Here is a 16,219-nt window from a genome sequence, read left to right as displayed (position 1 = left end):
GGAAGTTAAAAGCTCTCGGAAAAAGGGAGCTATCGCTCCCACCCAGCCGGGGCCACGGAACCGGCTTTGCCGGGCCGTAGGCGCAGCGGCCCCCTCGGGGGGCAGGGAGCCACACGCAGTGGGCGACCGTGGGGGCCTAATTAATACTTCAGAGCTGTGCTCTTGCCCCAGAACACCCGGTAGGCAAATACCGTGTAGCCGATGATCATCGGCAGCACGACCGCTGCGCCGACCAAAATGATGCCCATCGATTCCGGTGAAATGGCGGCTTGCCAGATGGTGATCCGGTCAATCACCAGCCAGGGGAACAGGCTGTAGGCCAGGCCATAGAACGCCAGCACAAACACCCCGATGGTTGCGCCGAAGGGCACCCAGGCGCCGTATTCATTGCCCTGCGCCAGCCGCGTGGGCAGGCGCTGCAGGCTGCGGTGGATCACCCAGAACAGCACGGCCGTGGCCACAGGAATCGGCAACAACAGCACGATGTTGGGAAAGACAAACCATTTGTCAAAGATGTTCTGGCTGACCAGCGGCGTGGCGACTGAAATCGCGGCAATGCCGGCCATGGTGAAGAACAGGCTGGCCCGCGCCCAGCGCACCGCCTGCAATTGCAGTTCGCCCTCGGACTTGATGATCAGCCAGCCGGCGCCCAGCAGGCAATAGGCAGACACCAGCGCCGCGCCAATTACTGCGTTGAAGGCGATGACCCAGCCGCCGTCGTCAAAACCGGTGATCAGCGAGCCGAGCATGTAGCCCTGGCTCCAGCTGGCCAGCACCGAGCCGGCAAAAAAAATGCGGTTCCAGAGCGGCTTGAGCGCAGCGCGCGCCTTGACGCGGAAGTCGAAGGCCACGCCGCGCAGCATCAGGCCGATCAGCATCATCGCCACCGGCAGGTAGAGCGAGCCCAGGATCACCCCGTGTGCCATCGGAAACACCGTCAGCAAGATACCCACACCCAGCACCAGCCAGGTCTCGTTGGCGTCCCAGAAAGGACCGATGCTGGCAATCATGCTGTCCTTGTCGTCTTCGCTGGCGCGGTTCATCAGCACGCCGACGCCCAGGTCGTAGCCGTCGAGCACCACGTAGGCCAGCATCGCCAGGCCCATCACCACCAAAAACACCATCGGCATCCAGCCGGCGGCCTGCGTCAGGTCGGGAGCGAGGTCAAGCATGGGCGACTCCTGCGGGTTTGACTTTGCGGGCGGCGCCGGGGTTCGGGTAGTTCACCGGATTGAGCGTGTCTTCCATGCCGGCCTCGAAGGGCTTGTCGGCATGCGTGCGGTGGCGCGCCAGGTAGAACACCACCGAGACATAGGCCACGATGAGACCCGCATACAAGGCCAGGTACAGGAAAAGCGTCAACGCGATCTTGGGCGCCACCACCTTCGAGGCCGCGTCAGCGGCGGTCAGCACACCCGACACCAGCCACGGCTGGCGGCCGATTTCAGTGGTGTACCAGCCGGCAATCAAGGCCACCCAGCCGGCAAACGTCATGGCCACCAGCGCCCTCGCCTGCCAGGTTTTGAGCGTGCGCGCCGGGTCTTTCTTCCACGGGGCCAGTTGGAATACGCTGCTCCAGCTGACTGCCAGCATCAGCAGGCCCATGCCGACCATGATGCGAAAAGCCCAGAACACCGGCGCTACAGGTGGATGCTTGCCCTCGAATTCATTCAGCCCCTTGACCTCGCCATCCAGGCTGTGGGTCAGGTAAAGCGACGCGAGCTTGGGAATGGCAATTTCATAGCGGTTGGTCCGGGTTTCCTCGTCCGGCAGCGCAAACAGCACAGCGGGAACGCCTTTCTGGGTTTCCCAGATGCCTTCCATCGCGGCCAGTTTGGCCGGCTGGTGCTCCAGCGTGTTCACGCCGTGGAAGTCACCGGCGACGATCTGCAGCGGAATCAGGAAGGCGGCCAGGTAGATACCGGTCTTCAGGCTGGCGATCACATCGGCCATGCGGTCCTGGCGCAGCCAGCGGTAGGCTGAAATGCCGGCCACCAGAAAAGCCACCGTGAGGCCCGACGCCAGCATCATGTGGGTGAAGCGGTAGGGAAACGACGGGTTGAAGATCACTTCAAACCAGCTGGTCACATGCGCCTGGCCATTGACCATTTCAAAGCCGGCCGGTGTGTGCATCCATGAATTGAGCGCCAGGATCCAGAAGGCCGACAGCGTCGTGCCACCGGCCACCAGCAATGTGGCGATGGTGTGCGTGCGTTCACTGACACGCGCCCGGCCAAACAGCATCACGCCCAGCATGGTGGCTTCCAGGAAGAACGCTGTCATCACTTCATAGGCCAGCAGCGGGCCGGCCACATTGCCGACGGTTTCCATGAAACCCGGCCAGTTGGTGCCGAACTGGAAACTCATGGTGATGCCGCTGACCACACCGAGCGCAAAGGTCAGCGCAAAAATCTTCACCCAGAACTGGTAGGCGTCCATCCAGTGCTGCTGGCCGGTCCTGACAAAGCGCAGCTTGAAAAACAGCAGCACCCACGCCAGCGAGATGCTGATCGTCGGAAACAGGATGTGAAAAGTCATGTTGGCCGCGAACTGGATCCGGGCCAGGACAACGGGGTCAAGTGTGTCCATGGTCAGCTTTCGTTTTTGTCAGAAGAAGACGTGATGGCCGGCTTGGGCGCAGGCGCTGAAATTGGCAAGGCACGGCCCTTGAAGCCGGCTTTTACGGTGCTGGCCACCCGGTCCTTGGCTTCGAGCAGTTTTTGCACCTTGGCGCCCATCTTCATCAGGCTGACCAGCGTGGTGGAGTCCATCTTTTGCACATCGGCCAGCCAGCCGGTCATCAGCTCGATCAGGTCGTGCATCTGCTTCATGCGCGCCTGGGCATGAATGTCGTCCTCGCCGCTGGGCTGCTCCATCAGCGCGTCGCGCAGCATCGACAGCGTCGGGTCGATCTCGCGCTTGCGCCGCTCTTCGGCCAACGTGCGAAAGATCGCCCAGACGTCTTCTGGTGCCTGGAAGTATTCGCGCCGGTCGCCGGGCAGGTGCTGCAGCCGCACCAGGTTCCACGACTGGAGTTCCTTCAGGCCCATGCTGACGTTGGAGCGCGAAAACGCCAGCGCGTCGCCAATGTCGTCGGCGTTCAGTGCCCGGGGCGAGACATACAGCAGGGCATAAATCTGCCCCACGGTGCGGTTGATGCCCCAGCGGCTGCCCATCTCGCCGAAATGCAGGACAAAACGCTGGGTCAAAGGAGCAAGGTTCATGGTACGCAATCTACTGAAGTTTCAGGAATTACTGAAATTCTAGTAAAGACGCTATCGATGCGCTGGCGGTTTTGTTTGACCCTGCACGAAAACGGATAAACCGGCAAGACCGGCTGCGCCAAGCCCATCCATGCAGTAGATGGCGGCCGCCGGATGGCCGGATGGCCGGACGGCTGGAAACGGCAGAAAGACTAGTGGCGGTAGGGATCAGCAGGCTTGCGTGCGGTGCGACGCGGCGCGCTTTTTTTGCCTGAGCGCGAAGGTGCGATGTCGCCGGGTCTTTTGGCGACGTTCAGCGACACCTCGGCGACGCCAGCGCCCATCAGCCCCAGCGCCTCGGCGGCAGCCTGGCTCACGTCAATCACCCGTCCCGGGGAAAACGGTCCCCGGTCGTTGATGCGCACATCGACTTCGCGGCCCAGCGCCAGGCTGCGCACCCTGACGATGGTGCCGAAAGGCAGCGTCTTGTGCGCCGCCGTCAGCGCGTATTTGTCGTAGTTCTCGCCGCTGGCGGTGCGGCGGCCGTGGAACTGCGCGCCGTACCACGATGCATGGCCGCGCTCCAGTTCGCGGGCCGCCTCGCCGGTCAGCTGGTATTTTTCATCCAGGGGCATGTCTGGCGTCACTGGCGCTTCAGCCTCGACTGCAGGCACGGGGGGCTCGACTGGCTTGCGCAGGCGCCTGGCAATGAAATCCGTCAGGCGTGACGGTCGCGGAGCATTGGCAACAGGCGCCGATTGCGCGGGCGCTGGAGCTGTTAAAACCAGCGCCGCATCAGCCGCATCAGCCGGCACTGGCGGTGCAGGGAGCGTGGTGCAGCCTGCCAGCAGGCCCAGAAGGCCTGCCGCCAGCCCGCGCTTGATCCAGCACGTCACGGCAACCGGCAACGCGAAAACCGTTCCCGCCATCAGGCCGGCTTCAACCGGCGAATGATCTCGGACGTCGCGGCCGCCTGGTTCATCGTATAAAAATGAATGCCCGGCACGCCCGCCGTGCGCAACTGGTCGCACAAGCCGGTCATCACGTCCAGGCCAAAGCTGCGGATCGATGCCGTGTCGTCGCCAAAGCCCTGGAGCCGCAAGCGGATCCAGCGCGGAATCTCGGCGCCGCAGGCGTCCGAAAAGCGCATCAGCTGGGTCGAACTGGTGATCGGCATGATGCCCGGCACCACCGGCACCTCAGCGCCCAGGCGCTGCACGTCATCGACAAAGCGGAAATAGGCGTCAGCGTTGAAAAAATACTGGGTGATGGCGGAATCGGCGCCGGCCCTGACCTTGGCCACAAAAGCCTGCAAATCGGCCTCGGCGGATTTGGCTTGCGGATGGATTTCCGGGTAGGCAGCCACCTCAAGGTGAAAGGCATCGCCGGTCTCACGCCGGATGAAGGCCACCAGGTCGCTGGCGTAATGGAACTCGCCGCCCGCGCCATAGCCACTGGGCAGGTCGCCGCGCAAGGCCACCAACCGCTTGACGCCCATGGCGCGCAAGGTAGCCAGCTGTTCGCGCACCGTCGCCCGGGTGGCGCCGACGCACGAAAAATGGCTGGCGGCGGCCACGCCCTCGTCCAGAATCGCCTTGACGGTGCTGAAGGTGCCTTCCTGCGTCGAGCCGCCGGCGCCAAAGGTGACCGAGCAGAACTCGGGCTGGCAGGCGTACAGCGCCTGGCGCGTCAGGCGCAGCTTGTCGACGCCTTCGGGCGTCTTGGGCGGAAAAAATTCAAAACTGACCGGAATGTTCATCGCGGGCTTTCTAGTCGCTGGAGTCGTTGTCGTCGGCTTTCTTGCCGCGCCGCTTGGCCGGACCATGCTGGCCGGCATGCGCGGCCTCGGCCGCTTCGGAGTCTTCATGCGGCTCGCGGGAGGCGCGCATTTCGCTGCGCGACACGCGCTTGGCGACTTGTCGTTTCGGCGCGGCGGCCAGTGGCTGGTCTTCGCCCTGCACTTCGTGGCCCTTCTGGGCATGGATGAAGAATTCGCGGTTGCCGTCGCCGCCGGCAATCGGCGACGCCAGCCAGTCCTTGACCTCCAGCCCCAGCGCGGAGCAGGCGTCACGCAGGCGCTTTTCCACAAACTCGAAATGCGCCGCGTCGCGCACGATGCCGCCCTTGCCGATCTGGCCGGGCTGCAGCTCGAACTGCGGCTTGACCAGCATCAACAACTGGCCGTCGGCCTTGAGCAGTCGCGCCACGGCGGGCAGCACCAGCGTCAGCGAGATGAAGGACAGGTCGCCGGTCAGGAAGTCGAACACCGGATCGAACCCGTCCATGTCCTGGTCGCTGTAGCCGTCTTCCTCGACATCGGCAAACGTGTCGTCCTCCAGGCTGCTGCCATGCAGGGCGCGGCGGTAATGCTCGGTCAGCTCGTCGGCGGTCAATGAACGCGCATTCACGCCCTCAATACAGACCACGCGCTCGTCGCTGCGCAGGCTGTCGTGCAACTGGCCGTGACCAACATCGACGCCCACAACCTGCGCAGCGCCGTGCTGCAGCAGGCAGTCGGTGAAGCCACCGGTGGACTGGCCGATGTCGAGGCAGCGCAGGCCGGTCACGTCCAGGCCGGTCGCCTTCAGTGCGCCTTCGAGCTTGAGGCCGCCGCGCGAGATGTATTTCGCCTCGGTGGTGTCGAGCAGCTGGAGTTCGGCAGCAGCCGGAATCTCGTCGCCGTTCTTGGCAATTTTTTTCCACGCCACCGCTTCGTCAACCCGCCAGTGGACGCCAGAGGCGATCAGGCGCTGGGCCTGGGAACGGGTGGTGGCATGGCCGTGTTCGACAAGAAATAGATCAGCGCGCATAAGGTTCGGGCAACGTCAAGGTTGCGTACAGTGAAATAAAACTATCATTTTGATAGCTGCCAGCGCAAGCACGGCATGCGCCAAAGGCCAATCTGGCTTAAAAATGCCCCTGCATCGGAATGCAGGGGCCGCCAAGCATCTCAATACCGGTAGGTGTTGGACTTGTAAGGACCCGCCTTGGACACGCCAATGTACGCGGCCTGCTCGTCGCTCAGTTCGGAGAGCATCGCGCCGACCTTTTTAAGGTGCAGGCGGGCGACCTTTTCATCGAGGTGCTTGGGCAATACATAGACCTTGCCGGCGTCGTATTCTGCCTGCTTGGTGAACAGCTCGATCTGCGCAATCGTCTGGTTGGCAAAGCTCGACGACATCACGAAGCTCGGGTGGCCGGTGCCGCAGCCCAGGTTCACCAGCCGGCCCTTGGCCAGCAAAATGATGCGCTTGCCGTCCGGGAAGATCACATGGTCCACCTGCGGCTTGATCTCTTCCCAGGTGCATTTTTCCAGCGCCGCCACGTCGATCTCGTTGTCGAAATGACCGATGTTGCAGACGATGGCCTGGTCCTTCATGGCCGCCATGTGCTCATAGGTGATGACGTTCTTGTTGCCGGTGGCGGACACGAAGATGTCGCACTTGTCGGCGGCGTATTCCATGGTCACGACCTTGTAGCCTTCCATGGCGGCTTGCAGCGCGTTGATCGGGTCGATCTCGGTGACCCAGACCTGGGCACTCAATGCGCGCAGCGCCTGGGCCGAGCCCTTGCCGACGTCGCCGTAACCGGCGACCAGGGCGACCTTGCCGGCAATCATCACGTCGGTGGCGCGCTTGATGGCATCGACCAGCGACTCGCGGCAGCCGTAGAGGTTGTCGAACTTGGACTTGGTGACCGAGTCGTTGACGTTGATGGCGCGAAACGCCAGCGTACCCTTGACCGACATTTCGTTCAGGCGCAACACGCCGGTGGTGGTTTCCTCGGTCACGCCGATGATGTTGGCCAGGCGGCGGCTGTACCAGGTCGGGTCTTGCGCCAGCTTGGCCTTGATGGCGTTGAACAGGCAGGTTTCTTCCTCGCTGCCGGGGTATTCCAGCAGGCTGGCATCGGTCTCGGCCTGGGTGCCCAGGTGCATCAAGAGCGTAGCGTCGCCGCCGTCGTCCAGGATCATGTTCGGGCCTTCCTCGGGCGTGCCCTTGTGGCCGGTGAACTCGAAAATGCGGTGCGTGTAGTCCCAGTAGTCGGCCAGGGTTTCGCCCTTGACGGCAAACACCGGCGTGCCTTCGGCGGCAATCGCAGCGGCGGCATGGTCCTGCGTCGAGAAGATGTTGCACGACGCCCAGCGCACTTCGGCGCCCAGCGCCTGCAGCGTTTCGATCAGCACGCCGGTCTGGATGGTCATGTGCAGCGAGCCGGTGATGCGCGCGCCCTTGAGCGGCTGGGCAGCGGCGAATTCCTGGCGGATCGCCATCAGGCCGGGCATTTCGGTTTCGGCGATCTTCAACTCCTTGCGGCCCCAGGCGGCCAGCGTCAGGTCGGCAATGATGTGGTCGGTGTTCAGGATGGTCTTCAATACGGCGTTCATTTGGGGAATCTCCAACATCAGGGTCAAGCGGGCAAAATGGCCACGACCGCATGGCCTGACAGGGAAGTGTGGAATTCACTCACCCGGCATCAAGGCACATGCGGGTGAGCGTGGTTGCAAGAGAAAGTCCTGAGCCTAGACCACATGCCGTGGGTTGCAACGCTCCTCAGGAGAGCATGCATTGTACAGAACGAGACCCAAGCCGGCCTGCGCCCAAAAGCATGCCCTGCGCATGCGAGAATTTTGCGATGCATCCCCTTCACGACTGGCCGCTGGCCGCCCGACGCCGCATCGCCGGCGTTTTCACCGACATCGACGACACCCTGACCACTGAAGGCGCCATCACGCCCGACGCGCTGGACGCTCTGGCCGCGCTGAAAGCCGCCGGCCTGGACCTGATCGCCATCACCGGCCGGCCGGTGGGCTGGAGCGAGCCGTTTGCGCGGGACTGGCCGGTCGATGCCATCGTGGCTGAAAACGGCGCTGTGGCCCTTATTCCAAGCAAAAAAGGCTTTTTGCGCACGTCCGGATTGCATATGCCGCTATCAAAAAGATACCAGCTGGATACCCAGACCCGCGCCGGCAACCAGGCGCGCCTGCAGACGGTGCTGGCGCGCATCGAGCACGAACTGCCGGGCGCACGCCGTGCCACCGATTCGTCCGGGCGAGAAACCGACATCGCCATCGACCACAGCGAATTCGCGCACCTGGGCCCCGCGCAGATTGCGGACGTGGTGCGCATCATGCACAGCGAAGGCATGAACGCCAGCGTCAGCTCGATCCACATCAACGGCTGGTTCGGCAGCCACAACAAGCTGCAGGGCGCGCGCTGGATCGTTCGCAAACTGCTGGGACGCGACCTTGAAGCCGAAATGGACCGCTGGGTTTACGTCGGCGACTCGACCAACGACCAGCTGATGTTCGAGGCCTTTGGCAACAGCATCGGCGTGGCCAATGTGCGGCGCTTTGAAGCGCAACTGGGCCACCTGCCGCGCTATATCACCCAAGGCGAGCGCGGAGCAGGCTTTGCCGAAGTGGCCGCCGCCGTGCTGGCGGCACGCGCCGTTTAAAGGTCGGGCTGACGCGTCAGGACGGCTTGCCCAGCCCCAGCTTTTCGACCAGCGCTTTTTCCTTCAGGAAGGTTTCCTGGGCAAATTTGCCATAGTCGGCTGTGCTCATGTAGTTGGGCAGCATGTCGTAGCGGCCCAGCGCGCTCGCGTAGCTGGGTTCTTCCATGGCTTTCTTGAACGCATCGTGCAGCCGCCTGACCACATCGGGTGGCGTGCCTTTGGGCGCGCCGATGCCGAAGGGTGAGTTCTGCACGATGTCGTAGCCCAGTTCCTTGAGCGTCGGCGCATTCGGAAACTTGTCCAGCCGCTTCTCGCCCCAGGTGTTCAGCACCCGCAGCTTGCCGGCTTCCACCTGCGGCGCAAAGCCGGTGCTGTCAGCCGCCGCCATCAGCTGGCCGCTGACCACCGCCAGCATCAGGTCGGCGCTGCCCTTGTAGGGAATGTGCAGCAGCTTGATGCCGGCCTTTTGCGCGATCAGCTCGGTGGTCAGGTGCGGACTGGTCAGCGTGCCGGTCGAGCCGTAGGTCAGTTCACCCGGATGGGCCTTGGCATAGGCGACAAAGTCGGCCCAGGTCTTGAACGGCGAGTCGGCCGGCACGACGATGCCGAAGGCATAGCCGGTGAGGTTGAGCACATAGGTGATGTCCTTGACCGGGTCCCAGTTGATCTTGGTGGTGTAGGGCAGGCGGAACACGCCCAGCGGAATCTGCGCCAGCGTGTAGCCGTCGGCCGGCGAGGATTGCAATTGCTGCGCCGGCAGCGTGCCGCCGGCGCCGGGCTTGTTGTCGATGATGACCGGCTGGCCGAGGATTTTCGACGCGTTGTCAGCAAGCGAGCGCATGGTGATGTCGGTCGGACCGCCGGCCGGAAAGGCGACGATGAGCTTGATCGGCCGGACCGGAAAGCCCTGGGCCTGGGCGAAGGCAGTGCCCAGCGAACCCAGTGCGGGAACGGCCAGGGCGGCGGCGGATTGGAGCAGTTGGCGGCGTTGCATGGAAGCGTCTCCTGAAAAGTCTGGCGGTTGGCAAAACCCCATGATGCGCCGCCCCGGCCCCGGGCACATCAGGGCAACACCTGAAGCGCTGTCGCCATGGCGTCATCTGGTTTTACAAGCCTTTCAGGGCTTTTTCGCAGTCTGCACGGGCGCAAGCAGCTATTTATTTAATAGCAGTCAAGTTTTCATAATCCGCGCCAGCACACTCGCCAGCGCCTTGCCGGTCGGCGTTCCGAGCGCCACCACGGCCTCGGGCGGCGCGGAAGCCACCACGCTGCCACCGGCATTGCCGCCGTCCGGCCCCAGGTCGATCACCCAGTCGGCTTCGGCGATCACGTCCAGGTCGTGCTCGATGACGATCACGCTGTGGCCGCCGTTCACCAGCCGGTGCAGCACATGGATCAGCTTTTCGACATCGGCCATATGCAGGCCGACCGTCGGCTCGTCGAGCACATACAGCGTGTGCGGCGCTTTCTGGCCGCGCCTTGTGATGTCGTCGCGTACCTTGCTGAGTTCGGTGACGAGCTTGATGCGCTGCGCCTCGCCGCCCGACAGCGTGGGCGACGGCTGGCCGAGCGTGAGGTAGCCGAGGCCCACATCTTTCAGCAGTTGCAGCGGGTGGCCGATGGCGGGCATGGCGGCGAAGAAATCCACCGCTTCATCGACTTCCATCTTCAGCACGTCGCCGATACTTTTGCCGCGCCAGGTAACAGCCAGCGTTTCCGGGTTGAAGCGCGCGCCGTGGCAGGTTTCGCACAGCACTTTCACGTCAGGCAAAAAGCTCATGCCGATGGTGCGCACGCCCGCGCCTTCGCAGGTCGGGCAGCGGCCTTCGCCGGTGTTGAAGGAAAAGCGCCCGGCTGCGTAGCCGCGTGCGCGCGCTTCCAGTGTGTCGGCAAACAGCTTGCGCACCGTGTCCCAGAAGCCGATGTAGGTTGCCGGGCAGGAACGCGGGGTTTTGCCGATGGGCGTCTGGTCGACCTCCAGCACGCGGTCCACGACGCGGTAGCCTTCGATGCGCTCGCAGCCGGTCCAGGCCGGGTGTTTTCCGGCATCGTCGGCTTCGCGGCCGGCCTTGGTCGAGCGCAGCGCGACAGCGGCGTGGACGTTGGTCAGCAGCACGTCGCGCGCCAGTGTGGATTTGCCCGAGCCCGAGACGCCGGTGACGGCGACCAGCCGGTACAGCGGGACATCGACCGAGACGGCTTGAAGGTTGTGCAGGCTGGCGTTTTCGACTTTCAGCCACGAGGTGTATTCGCTGGCGGCGGTGGGCGCGGCGTTGTGCAGGACGCTGGCTGTGGCGGCTGCGGCTTTGAGGGCTGCCGCTTTCAGGGCCGCTTGCTTGGCTTTGCTGACGGGTTTGGTTGGGGGCGGGGAGCCCTCACCCCTGCCCTCTCCCTGAGGGAGAGGGAGTAAGTCGGGGCGGTGCTCGACAGCGGTGGCGGAGTTGTCCGTTTCGCTCCCTCGCCCCTCCGGGGAGAGGGCTGGGGTGAGGGGCAGCTTCGTCACGCGCCGCGCATGCAGCGGATGAATCAAGGGATTCGCCAGATAGCGCCCGGTCAGCGACTCGGGCACGGCAGATATCTGCGCCGCCGTGCCTTGCGCCACCAGCGTGCCGCCGCGCTTGCCCGCACCGGGGCCGATGTCGATGATGTTGTCGGCGCGGCGAATCGTGTCTTCGTCATGCTCGACCACCACCAGCGTGTTGCCGCGCTCGCTGAGCTTGCTTAAAGCGCCCAGCAAAATCTGGTTGTCGCGCGGATGCAGGCCGATCGTCGGCTCGTCGAGCACGTAGCAGACGCCCTGCAGGTTCGAGCCCAGCTGCGCGGCCAGCCGGATGCGCTGTGCCTCGCCGCCCGACAGCGTGGGCGCACCCCGGTCGAGCGTGAGGTAGCCCAGTCCGACGTCTTCGAGGAATTCGAGCCGGCTCTTGATCTCGGGGATCAGATCGCGGGCAATGCCGGCTTCGCGGCCCGTCAGCGCCAGCGTGTCCACCCAGGCGCGGATGTCTGTCACGCTCAGACGGGCAATGGCGGTGATCGACCAGCCTTCGATTGGGCGAAGCGCGCTGCCCTCACCCCTGCCCTCTCCCTGAGGGAGAGGGAGTAAATCGGGTATCGCCTGCGCTACTGTTTTGGCTTTTTTCCCGCTTGCGCCTTCATTTGCCTTCATCCCTTGTTGTTCATTCGCGCCTCCTGATTCACGCGCGGCCTCTTGCTCCCTCGCCCCTTTGGGGAGAGGGCTGGGGTGAGGGACTGCCCCCGCGCCGAACAGGACAGCGCGCGCCGTGGCGTTGAGCCGCGTGCCGGCACATCCCGGGCAAACGGCATCTAGCACGTCGTCGATCTCCGGCTCGCCGAAGGTCTGTTCGCGACCCTTGTTCTCGTCGGTGTTCAGCACCGAATCGTCAAAGGCCTGGCGCTGGTCTTTCGTCAGCTTGACGCCGGTGCCGACGCAGTCCGGGCACCAGCCGTGCTTGCTGTTATAGCTGAACAGGCGCGGGTCGAGTTCCGGATAAGAGGTCGAGCAGACCGGGCAGGCGCGTCGCGTCGAAAAAGCGTCGATGCGGCCAATTTTCTGCGTGCTGCTGCCTGACTGCATCGCGTCCGCCAGCCCGTCGAGCGGTGCCAGCACATGCACCACGCCCTTGCCGTGCTCCAGCGCGCTGGCCAGGAAGGCGCGCAGTTCGGCCTCGTTGTCGGGCGTGACATGAATGTCGGCAATCGGCAGCTCGACCGTGTGTTCCTTGAAGCGGTCGATGCGCGGAAACTTCGTCGTCGGCAGAAATTCGCCATCGACGCGCAAGTGCGTGTAGCCGCGCGGCCGCGCCCAGTCGGCCAGTTCGGTGTAAACGCCTTTGCGGTTCATCACCAAGGGGGCCAGCAGGCCGATGTGCTGGCCGCGGTAATGTTTCAGCAACTGCGCGGCAATGCTCTCGGGGCTCTGCGGCATGACCGCCGCGCCATCCTTCACGCAATGCTGGATGCCGAGCTTGACGTAGAGCAGCCGCAAAAAGTGCCAGACCTCGGTGGTTGTGCCGACGGTGGACTTGCGCCCGCCGCGCGACAGGCGCTGCTCGATCGCCACGGTCGGCGGAATGCCGTACACCGCATCGACCTCGGGCCGGCCGGCCGGCTGCACGATGCTGCGGGCGTAGGCGTTCAGCGACTCCAGATAGCGGCGCTGGCCTTCGTTGAACAGGATGTCGAACGCCAATGTCGATTTGCCCGAGCCGCTGACCCCGGTCACCACATTGAACTTGCCGCGCGGAATATCAACCGACAGGCTTTTCAGGTTGTTTTCCTTGGCGTTGACGATCTGGATCAGGTTGGAAAACGCCGGCCGTGCCTTCCACGCCCGGGGACGCTGTTCCTCGACCTGGTGCGTCTGGTTCATGGTCAGTTCGTACTCGCGCAACGCCAGCGCGGTGTGCGAGGTGGGATGCTGGCGAACGATTTCGGGTGGCCCTTCGGCGACCAGCAGGCCGCCGTTCTCGCCGCCTTCAGGACCCAGGTCGATCAGCCAGTCGGCCGAGCGGATCACGTCCAGGTTGTGCTCGATGACGATCAGCGAATGGCCAGCCTCCAGCAGCCGGCGCAGTGCGCGCATGAGCTTGGCAATGTCATCGAAATGCAGGCCGGTGGTCGGCTCGTCGAACAAAAACAGCGTGCCGCGATACGGCCGCATCAGCGCCAGCCCCTGCCGGCTCAGGCTGGGTTTGGCCGCCGACTTGCTGGCGCCAGCCAGGAAGCCGGCGAGCTTGAGCCGCTGGGCTTCGCCGCCCGACAGCGTGGGCACGGGCTGGCCGAGCTTGACGTATTCCAGCCCCACATCAACGATGGGCTGCAGGGCGCGTATGACTTCGCGGTCTTGTGCAAACAGCTGCACCGCCTCGCTGACCGTCAGGTCGAGCACATCGGCCACATTCAGCAGCCGGGGCATCAGTTGGCCAATGGCTTTTCGCTCGATGGTGACTTCGAGGATTTCGGGCCGGTAACGCTTGCCGTCGCAGTCGGGGCAGCGCAGGTACACGTCGCTCAGGAACTGCATCTCGACATGCTCGAAGCCCGAGCCGCCGCAGGTCGGGCAGCGGCCGTCGCCGTTGTTGAAGCTGAACTTGGACGCGGTGTAGCTGCGTTGCCGGGACAGCGGCGACTGCGCAAACAGCTCGCGCACGGCGTCCCACGCGCCCACATAACTGGCCGGGTTGGAACGCGCGGTCTTGCCAATCGGCGACTGGTCAACAAACACCACATCCGTCAGGTGGTCGGCGCCCAGCAGTCGGTCATGCAGGCCCGGCGTTTCGGTCGCCTTGCCGAACTGGCGCAGCAGCGCAGGCGCGACGATGTCCTGCATCAGCGTCGATTTTCCGGAGCCGCTGACGCCGGTCACGCACACCAGGCGCTGCAGCGGAAACTCGATCGTCAAATTCTTCAGGTTGTGGTCGCGTGCGCCTTCCAGAATCAGGCGTGGCGTGCTGTCTGTCACGGCGCGCTTCAAGCCCATGCCGACGTGCTTTCGACCGCCCAGGTAGGCGCCGGTCAGCGTATCGGCATGCCGGACATCCTCGGGAGGGCCGTCAAAGACGATCTGGCCGCCGCGCTCGCCCGGTCCCGGTCCCATGTCGATCATGCGGTCGGCGGCCAGCATGACCGCCGGGTCGTGCTCAACCACGACCAGCGTGTTGCCGGCGTCCACCAGCCGGCGCATCGCCTGCGTGATGCGGTTCATGTCGCGCGGATGCAGGCCGATGGACGGCTCGTCGAGCACAAACAGCGTGTTCACCAGCGAGGTACCGAGCGCGGTCGTCAGGTTGATGCGCTGCACCTCGCCGCCCGACAGCGTGCGGCTCTGGCGGTCCAGCGTCAGGTAGCCAATGCCGACGTCGCAAAGGTATTTCAGCCGGGTCTGGATTTCCTCGAACAGCGACTTGAGCGCTTTTTGCTCGGCATCCATGTCCTCGGCGGTCAGCGACAGGCTGCCGGAGAATTTTTGCAGCCGGTCAATCGGCAGCCGCATCAGGTCATGCAGGCACAGCCCCGGCATGGCTTCGAGTTGCGCGCGCGTCCATTGCACGCCGACCGGCATGAAGCGCTCGGCGGGCGGCAACACCGCGTCGGCGGCTTCTTTCGTGCCGAGCCGCCATTGCAGCGATTCGAGCTTGAGGCGCGCGCCGCCGCAGGTCTCGCAGGTGGTGTAGCTGCGGTACTTGGACAGCAGCACCCGGATGTGCATCTTGTAGGCCTTGCTTTCCAGGTAGGCAAAAAAGCGCTTGATGCCGAACCAGTGCTTTTCCCATTTGCCCTTCCAGTGCGGCGAGCCGTTGATGACCCAGGCCTGCTGCTCGGGCGTGAGCTTGTACCAGGGCGTGTCGCGCGGAATGCCTTCGGCCTCGGCATGGCGCATCAGGTCGTCTTGCGCTTCCTTCCAGGCCGGCGTCTGCATGACCTTGATGGCACCGGCGCGCAGCGTGAGCTTGTCGTTTGGAATGACGAGCCCGTAATCAACGCCAATCACCCGGCCAAAGCCCTTGCAGGTTTCGCAAGCACCCATCGCCGAATTGAAGGAAAACAGTGACGGCGTGGGCTCGGTGTAGCGCAGGTCGCTTTCCGGACAATGCAAACCCGTCGAAAACCTCCACATTTCTTCAGTGGCACTTTCTTCACCCTTTTGGACATAGACATTCAGCCGACCACCGCGTTTCAACGCCGTTTCAATCGCCTCGATGGCGCGGATTTTCTCGGTGATGTGCAGGCGAAAGCGGTCGGCCACCACGTCAAGCAGCTTGTGCGGCCCGGCGGGCGTGGCGACTTCCCGTTCCGCATGGACACGGGTGAAGCCGCTGGCCGACAGCCACTGTTCGACCTCTTCGGCGCTGGTGTTGCCGGGCAGCTCGACCGGGAAAGTCATGATGACGCGCGGGTCGCTGCCTTCGGTGCGCGCCATCAGTTCGGCGTAGATCGATTCGGGCGTGTCGTGCCGCACCGCCTGCGCGGTCTGCCGGTCGAACAATTGCGCGGCGCGGGCGTAGAGCAGCTTCAAATGATCGTTGAGTTCCGTCATGGTGCCGACGGTCGAGCGCGACGAGCGCACCGGATTGGTCTGGTCGATGGCAATCGCCGGCGGCACGCCTTCGACCTTGTCCACCGCCGGCTTGTCCATGCGGTCGAGAAACTGCCGCGCATAGGCCGAGAAGGTTTCCACATAGCGGCGCTGGCCTTCGGCAAACAGCGTGTCGAACACCAGGCTGGACTTGCCAGAACCGCTGGGGCCGGTGACCACCGTCAATTCATTGGTACGGATATCCAGATCGATATTTTTAAGGTTGTGCTGGCGCGCGCCGCGAATGCGGATGGTTCCCTGGGGCATCGGTAGAAGTCTTTCCTGAAGAGGTCGGACATTCTAGGCAGAGCCCCTGCAGATGGCTGGCCGGAGGTGCAAAGGCCCTCGATGGCATCTGTATGGTGCACGGTGGCGCGGCGACACCCGGCTGCGCCGCCCAGGACGCCTGGCCGGTCTGCCTGCCGGCTGGAATGAAAACCGTTTAACGGGCAACAGTGCCCGT

The 16,219-nt window shown here is 64.0% G+C and carries 10 protein-coding genes and 1 riboswitch; of the genes, 1 reads left to right on the top strand and 9 read right to left on the bottom strand.

Features of this window, described 5'->3' with window-relative positions; translation table 11 throughout:
* Positions 1–140 precede the first annotated feature (140 nt).
* From GZ092_RS09025 to ahcY, 7 genes are all read right to left on the bottom strand, one after another.
* A complete protein-coding gene (locus tag GZ092_RS09025; RefSeq protein WP_293636064.1) occupies positions 141–1,172 on the bottom strand; it encodes a cytochrome d ubiquinol oxidase subunit II in 1,032 nt (343 codons plus the stop codon).
* The gene (locus tag GZ092_RS09020; RefSeq protein WP_293636063.1) at positions 1,165–2,589 is read right to left on the bottom strand and encodes a cytochrome ubiquinol oxidase subunit I; all 1,425 of its coding nucleotides are present in this window, start codon (positions 2,587–2,589) and stop codon (positions 1,165–1,167) included. The genes GZ092_RS09025 and GZ092_RS09020 overlap by 8 nt, the downstream gene beginning before the upstream one ends.
* A 2-nt stretch (positions 2,590–2,591) precedes the next feature.
* On the bottom strand, positions 2,592–3,224 hold the full coding sequence (locus GZ092_RS09015) for a GbsR/MarR family transcriptional regulator (protein WP_293636062.1): 633 nt from the start codon (positions 3,222–3,224) through the stop codon (positions 2,592–2,594).
* Between the two features lie 191 nt (positions 3,225–3,415).
* Positions 3,416–4,132, bottom strand: coding sequence for a septal ring lytic transglycosylase RlpA family protein (locus GZ092_RS09010; RefSeq protein WP_293636061.1), 717 nt, complete (start codon positions 4,130–4,132; stop codon positions 3,416–3,418).
* Positions 4,132–4,962, bottom strand: a complete 831-nt coding sequence (gene metF, locus GZ092_RS09005) for a methylenetetrahydrofolate reductase [NAD(P)H] (protein WP_293636060.1) — start codon at positions 4,960–4,962, stop codon at positions 4,132–4,134. Before metF ends, GZ092_RS09010 begins: the two co-directional genes overlap by 1 nt.
* 10 nt (positions 4,963–4,972) lie before the next feature.
* Positions 4,973–6,013 carry a TlyA family RNA methyltransferase gene (locus GZ092_RS09000; protein ID WP_293636059.1) on the bottom strand — a complete coding sequence of 347 codons (1,041 nt, stop codon included), beginning with the start codon at positions 6,011–6,013 and terminating at the stop codon, positions 4,973–4,975.
* Between the two features lie 140 nt (positions 6,014–6,153).
* Positions 6,154–7,590: an adenosylhomocysteinase gene (gene ahcY / locus GZ092_RS08995; RefSeq protein WP_293636058.1), complete on the bottom strand. Its 1,437-nt coding sequence runs from the start codon at positions 7,588–7,590 to the stop codon at positions 6,154–6,156.
* A gap of 99 nt (positions 7,591–7,689) precedes the next feature.
* Positions 7,690–7,764, bottom strand: a riboswitch (S-adenosyl-L-homocysteine riboswitch).
* Between the two features lie 74 nt (positions 7,765–7,838).
* Here ahcY and GZ092_RS08990 point away from each other — a divergent pair.
* Positions 7,839–8,660: an HAD-IIB family hydrolase gene (locus tag GZ092_RS08990; protein ID WP_293636057.1), complete on the top strand. Its 822-nt coding sequence runs from the start codon at positions 7,839–7,841 to the stop codon at positions 8,658–8,660.
* A 16-nt stretch (positions 8,661–8,676) separates the two neighbouring features.
* Here GZ092_RS08990 and GZ092_RS08985 read toward each other — a convergent pair whose 3' ends face one another.
* Positions 8,677–9,654 carry a tripartite tricarboxylate transporter substrate binding protein gene (locus GZ092_RS08985; protein WP_293636056.1) on the bottom strand — a complete coding sequence of 326 codons (978 nt, stop codon included), beginning with the start codon at positions 9,652–9,654 and terminating at the stop codon, positions 8,677–8,679.
* A gap of 177 nt (positions 9,655–9,831) precedes the next feature.
* Positions 9,832–16,023: an excinuclease ABC subunit UvrA gene (uvrA, locus tag GZ092_RS08980; protein ID WP_293636055.1), complete on the bottom strand. Its 6,192-nt coding sequence runs from the start codon at positions 16,021–16,023 to the stop codon at positions 9,832–9,834.
* Positions 16,024–16,219 lie beyond the last annotated feature (196 nt).

Source organism: Polaromonas sp. (genome assembly GCF_010365105.1).
Taxonomy (GTDB): Bacteria; Pseudomonadota; Gammaproteobacteria; order Burkholderiales; family Burkholderiaceae_C; genus Polaromonas.
The sequence above is the reverse complement of the archived record's forward strand: the minus strand, read 5'-3'. Positions and strand labels throughout refer to the sequence as shown.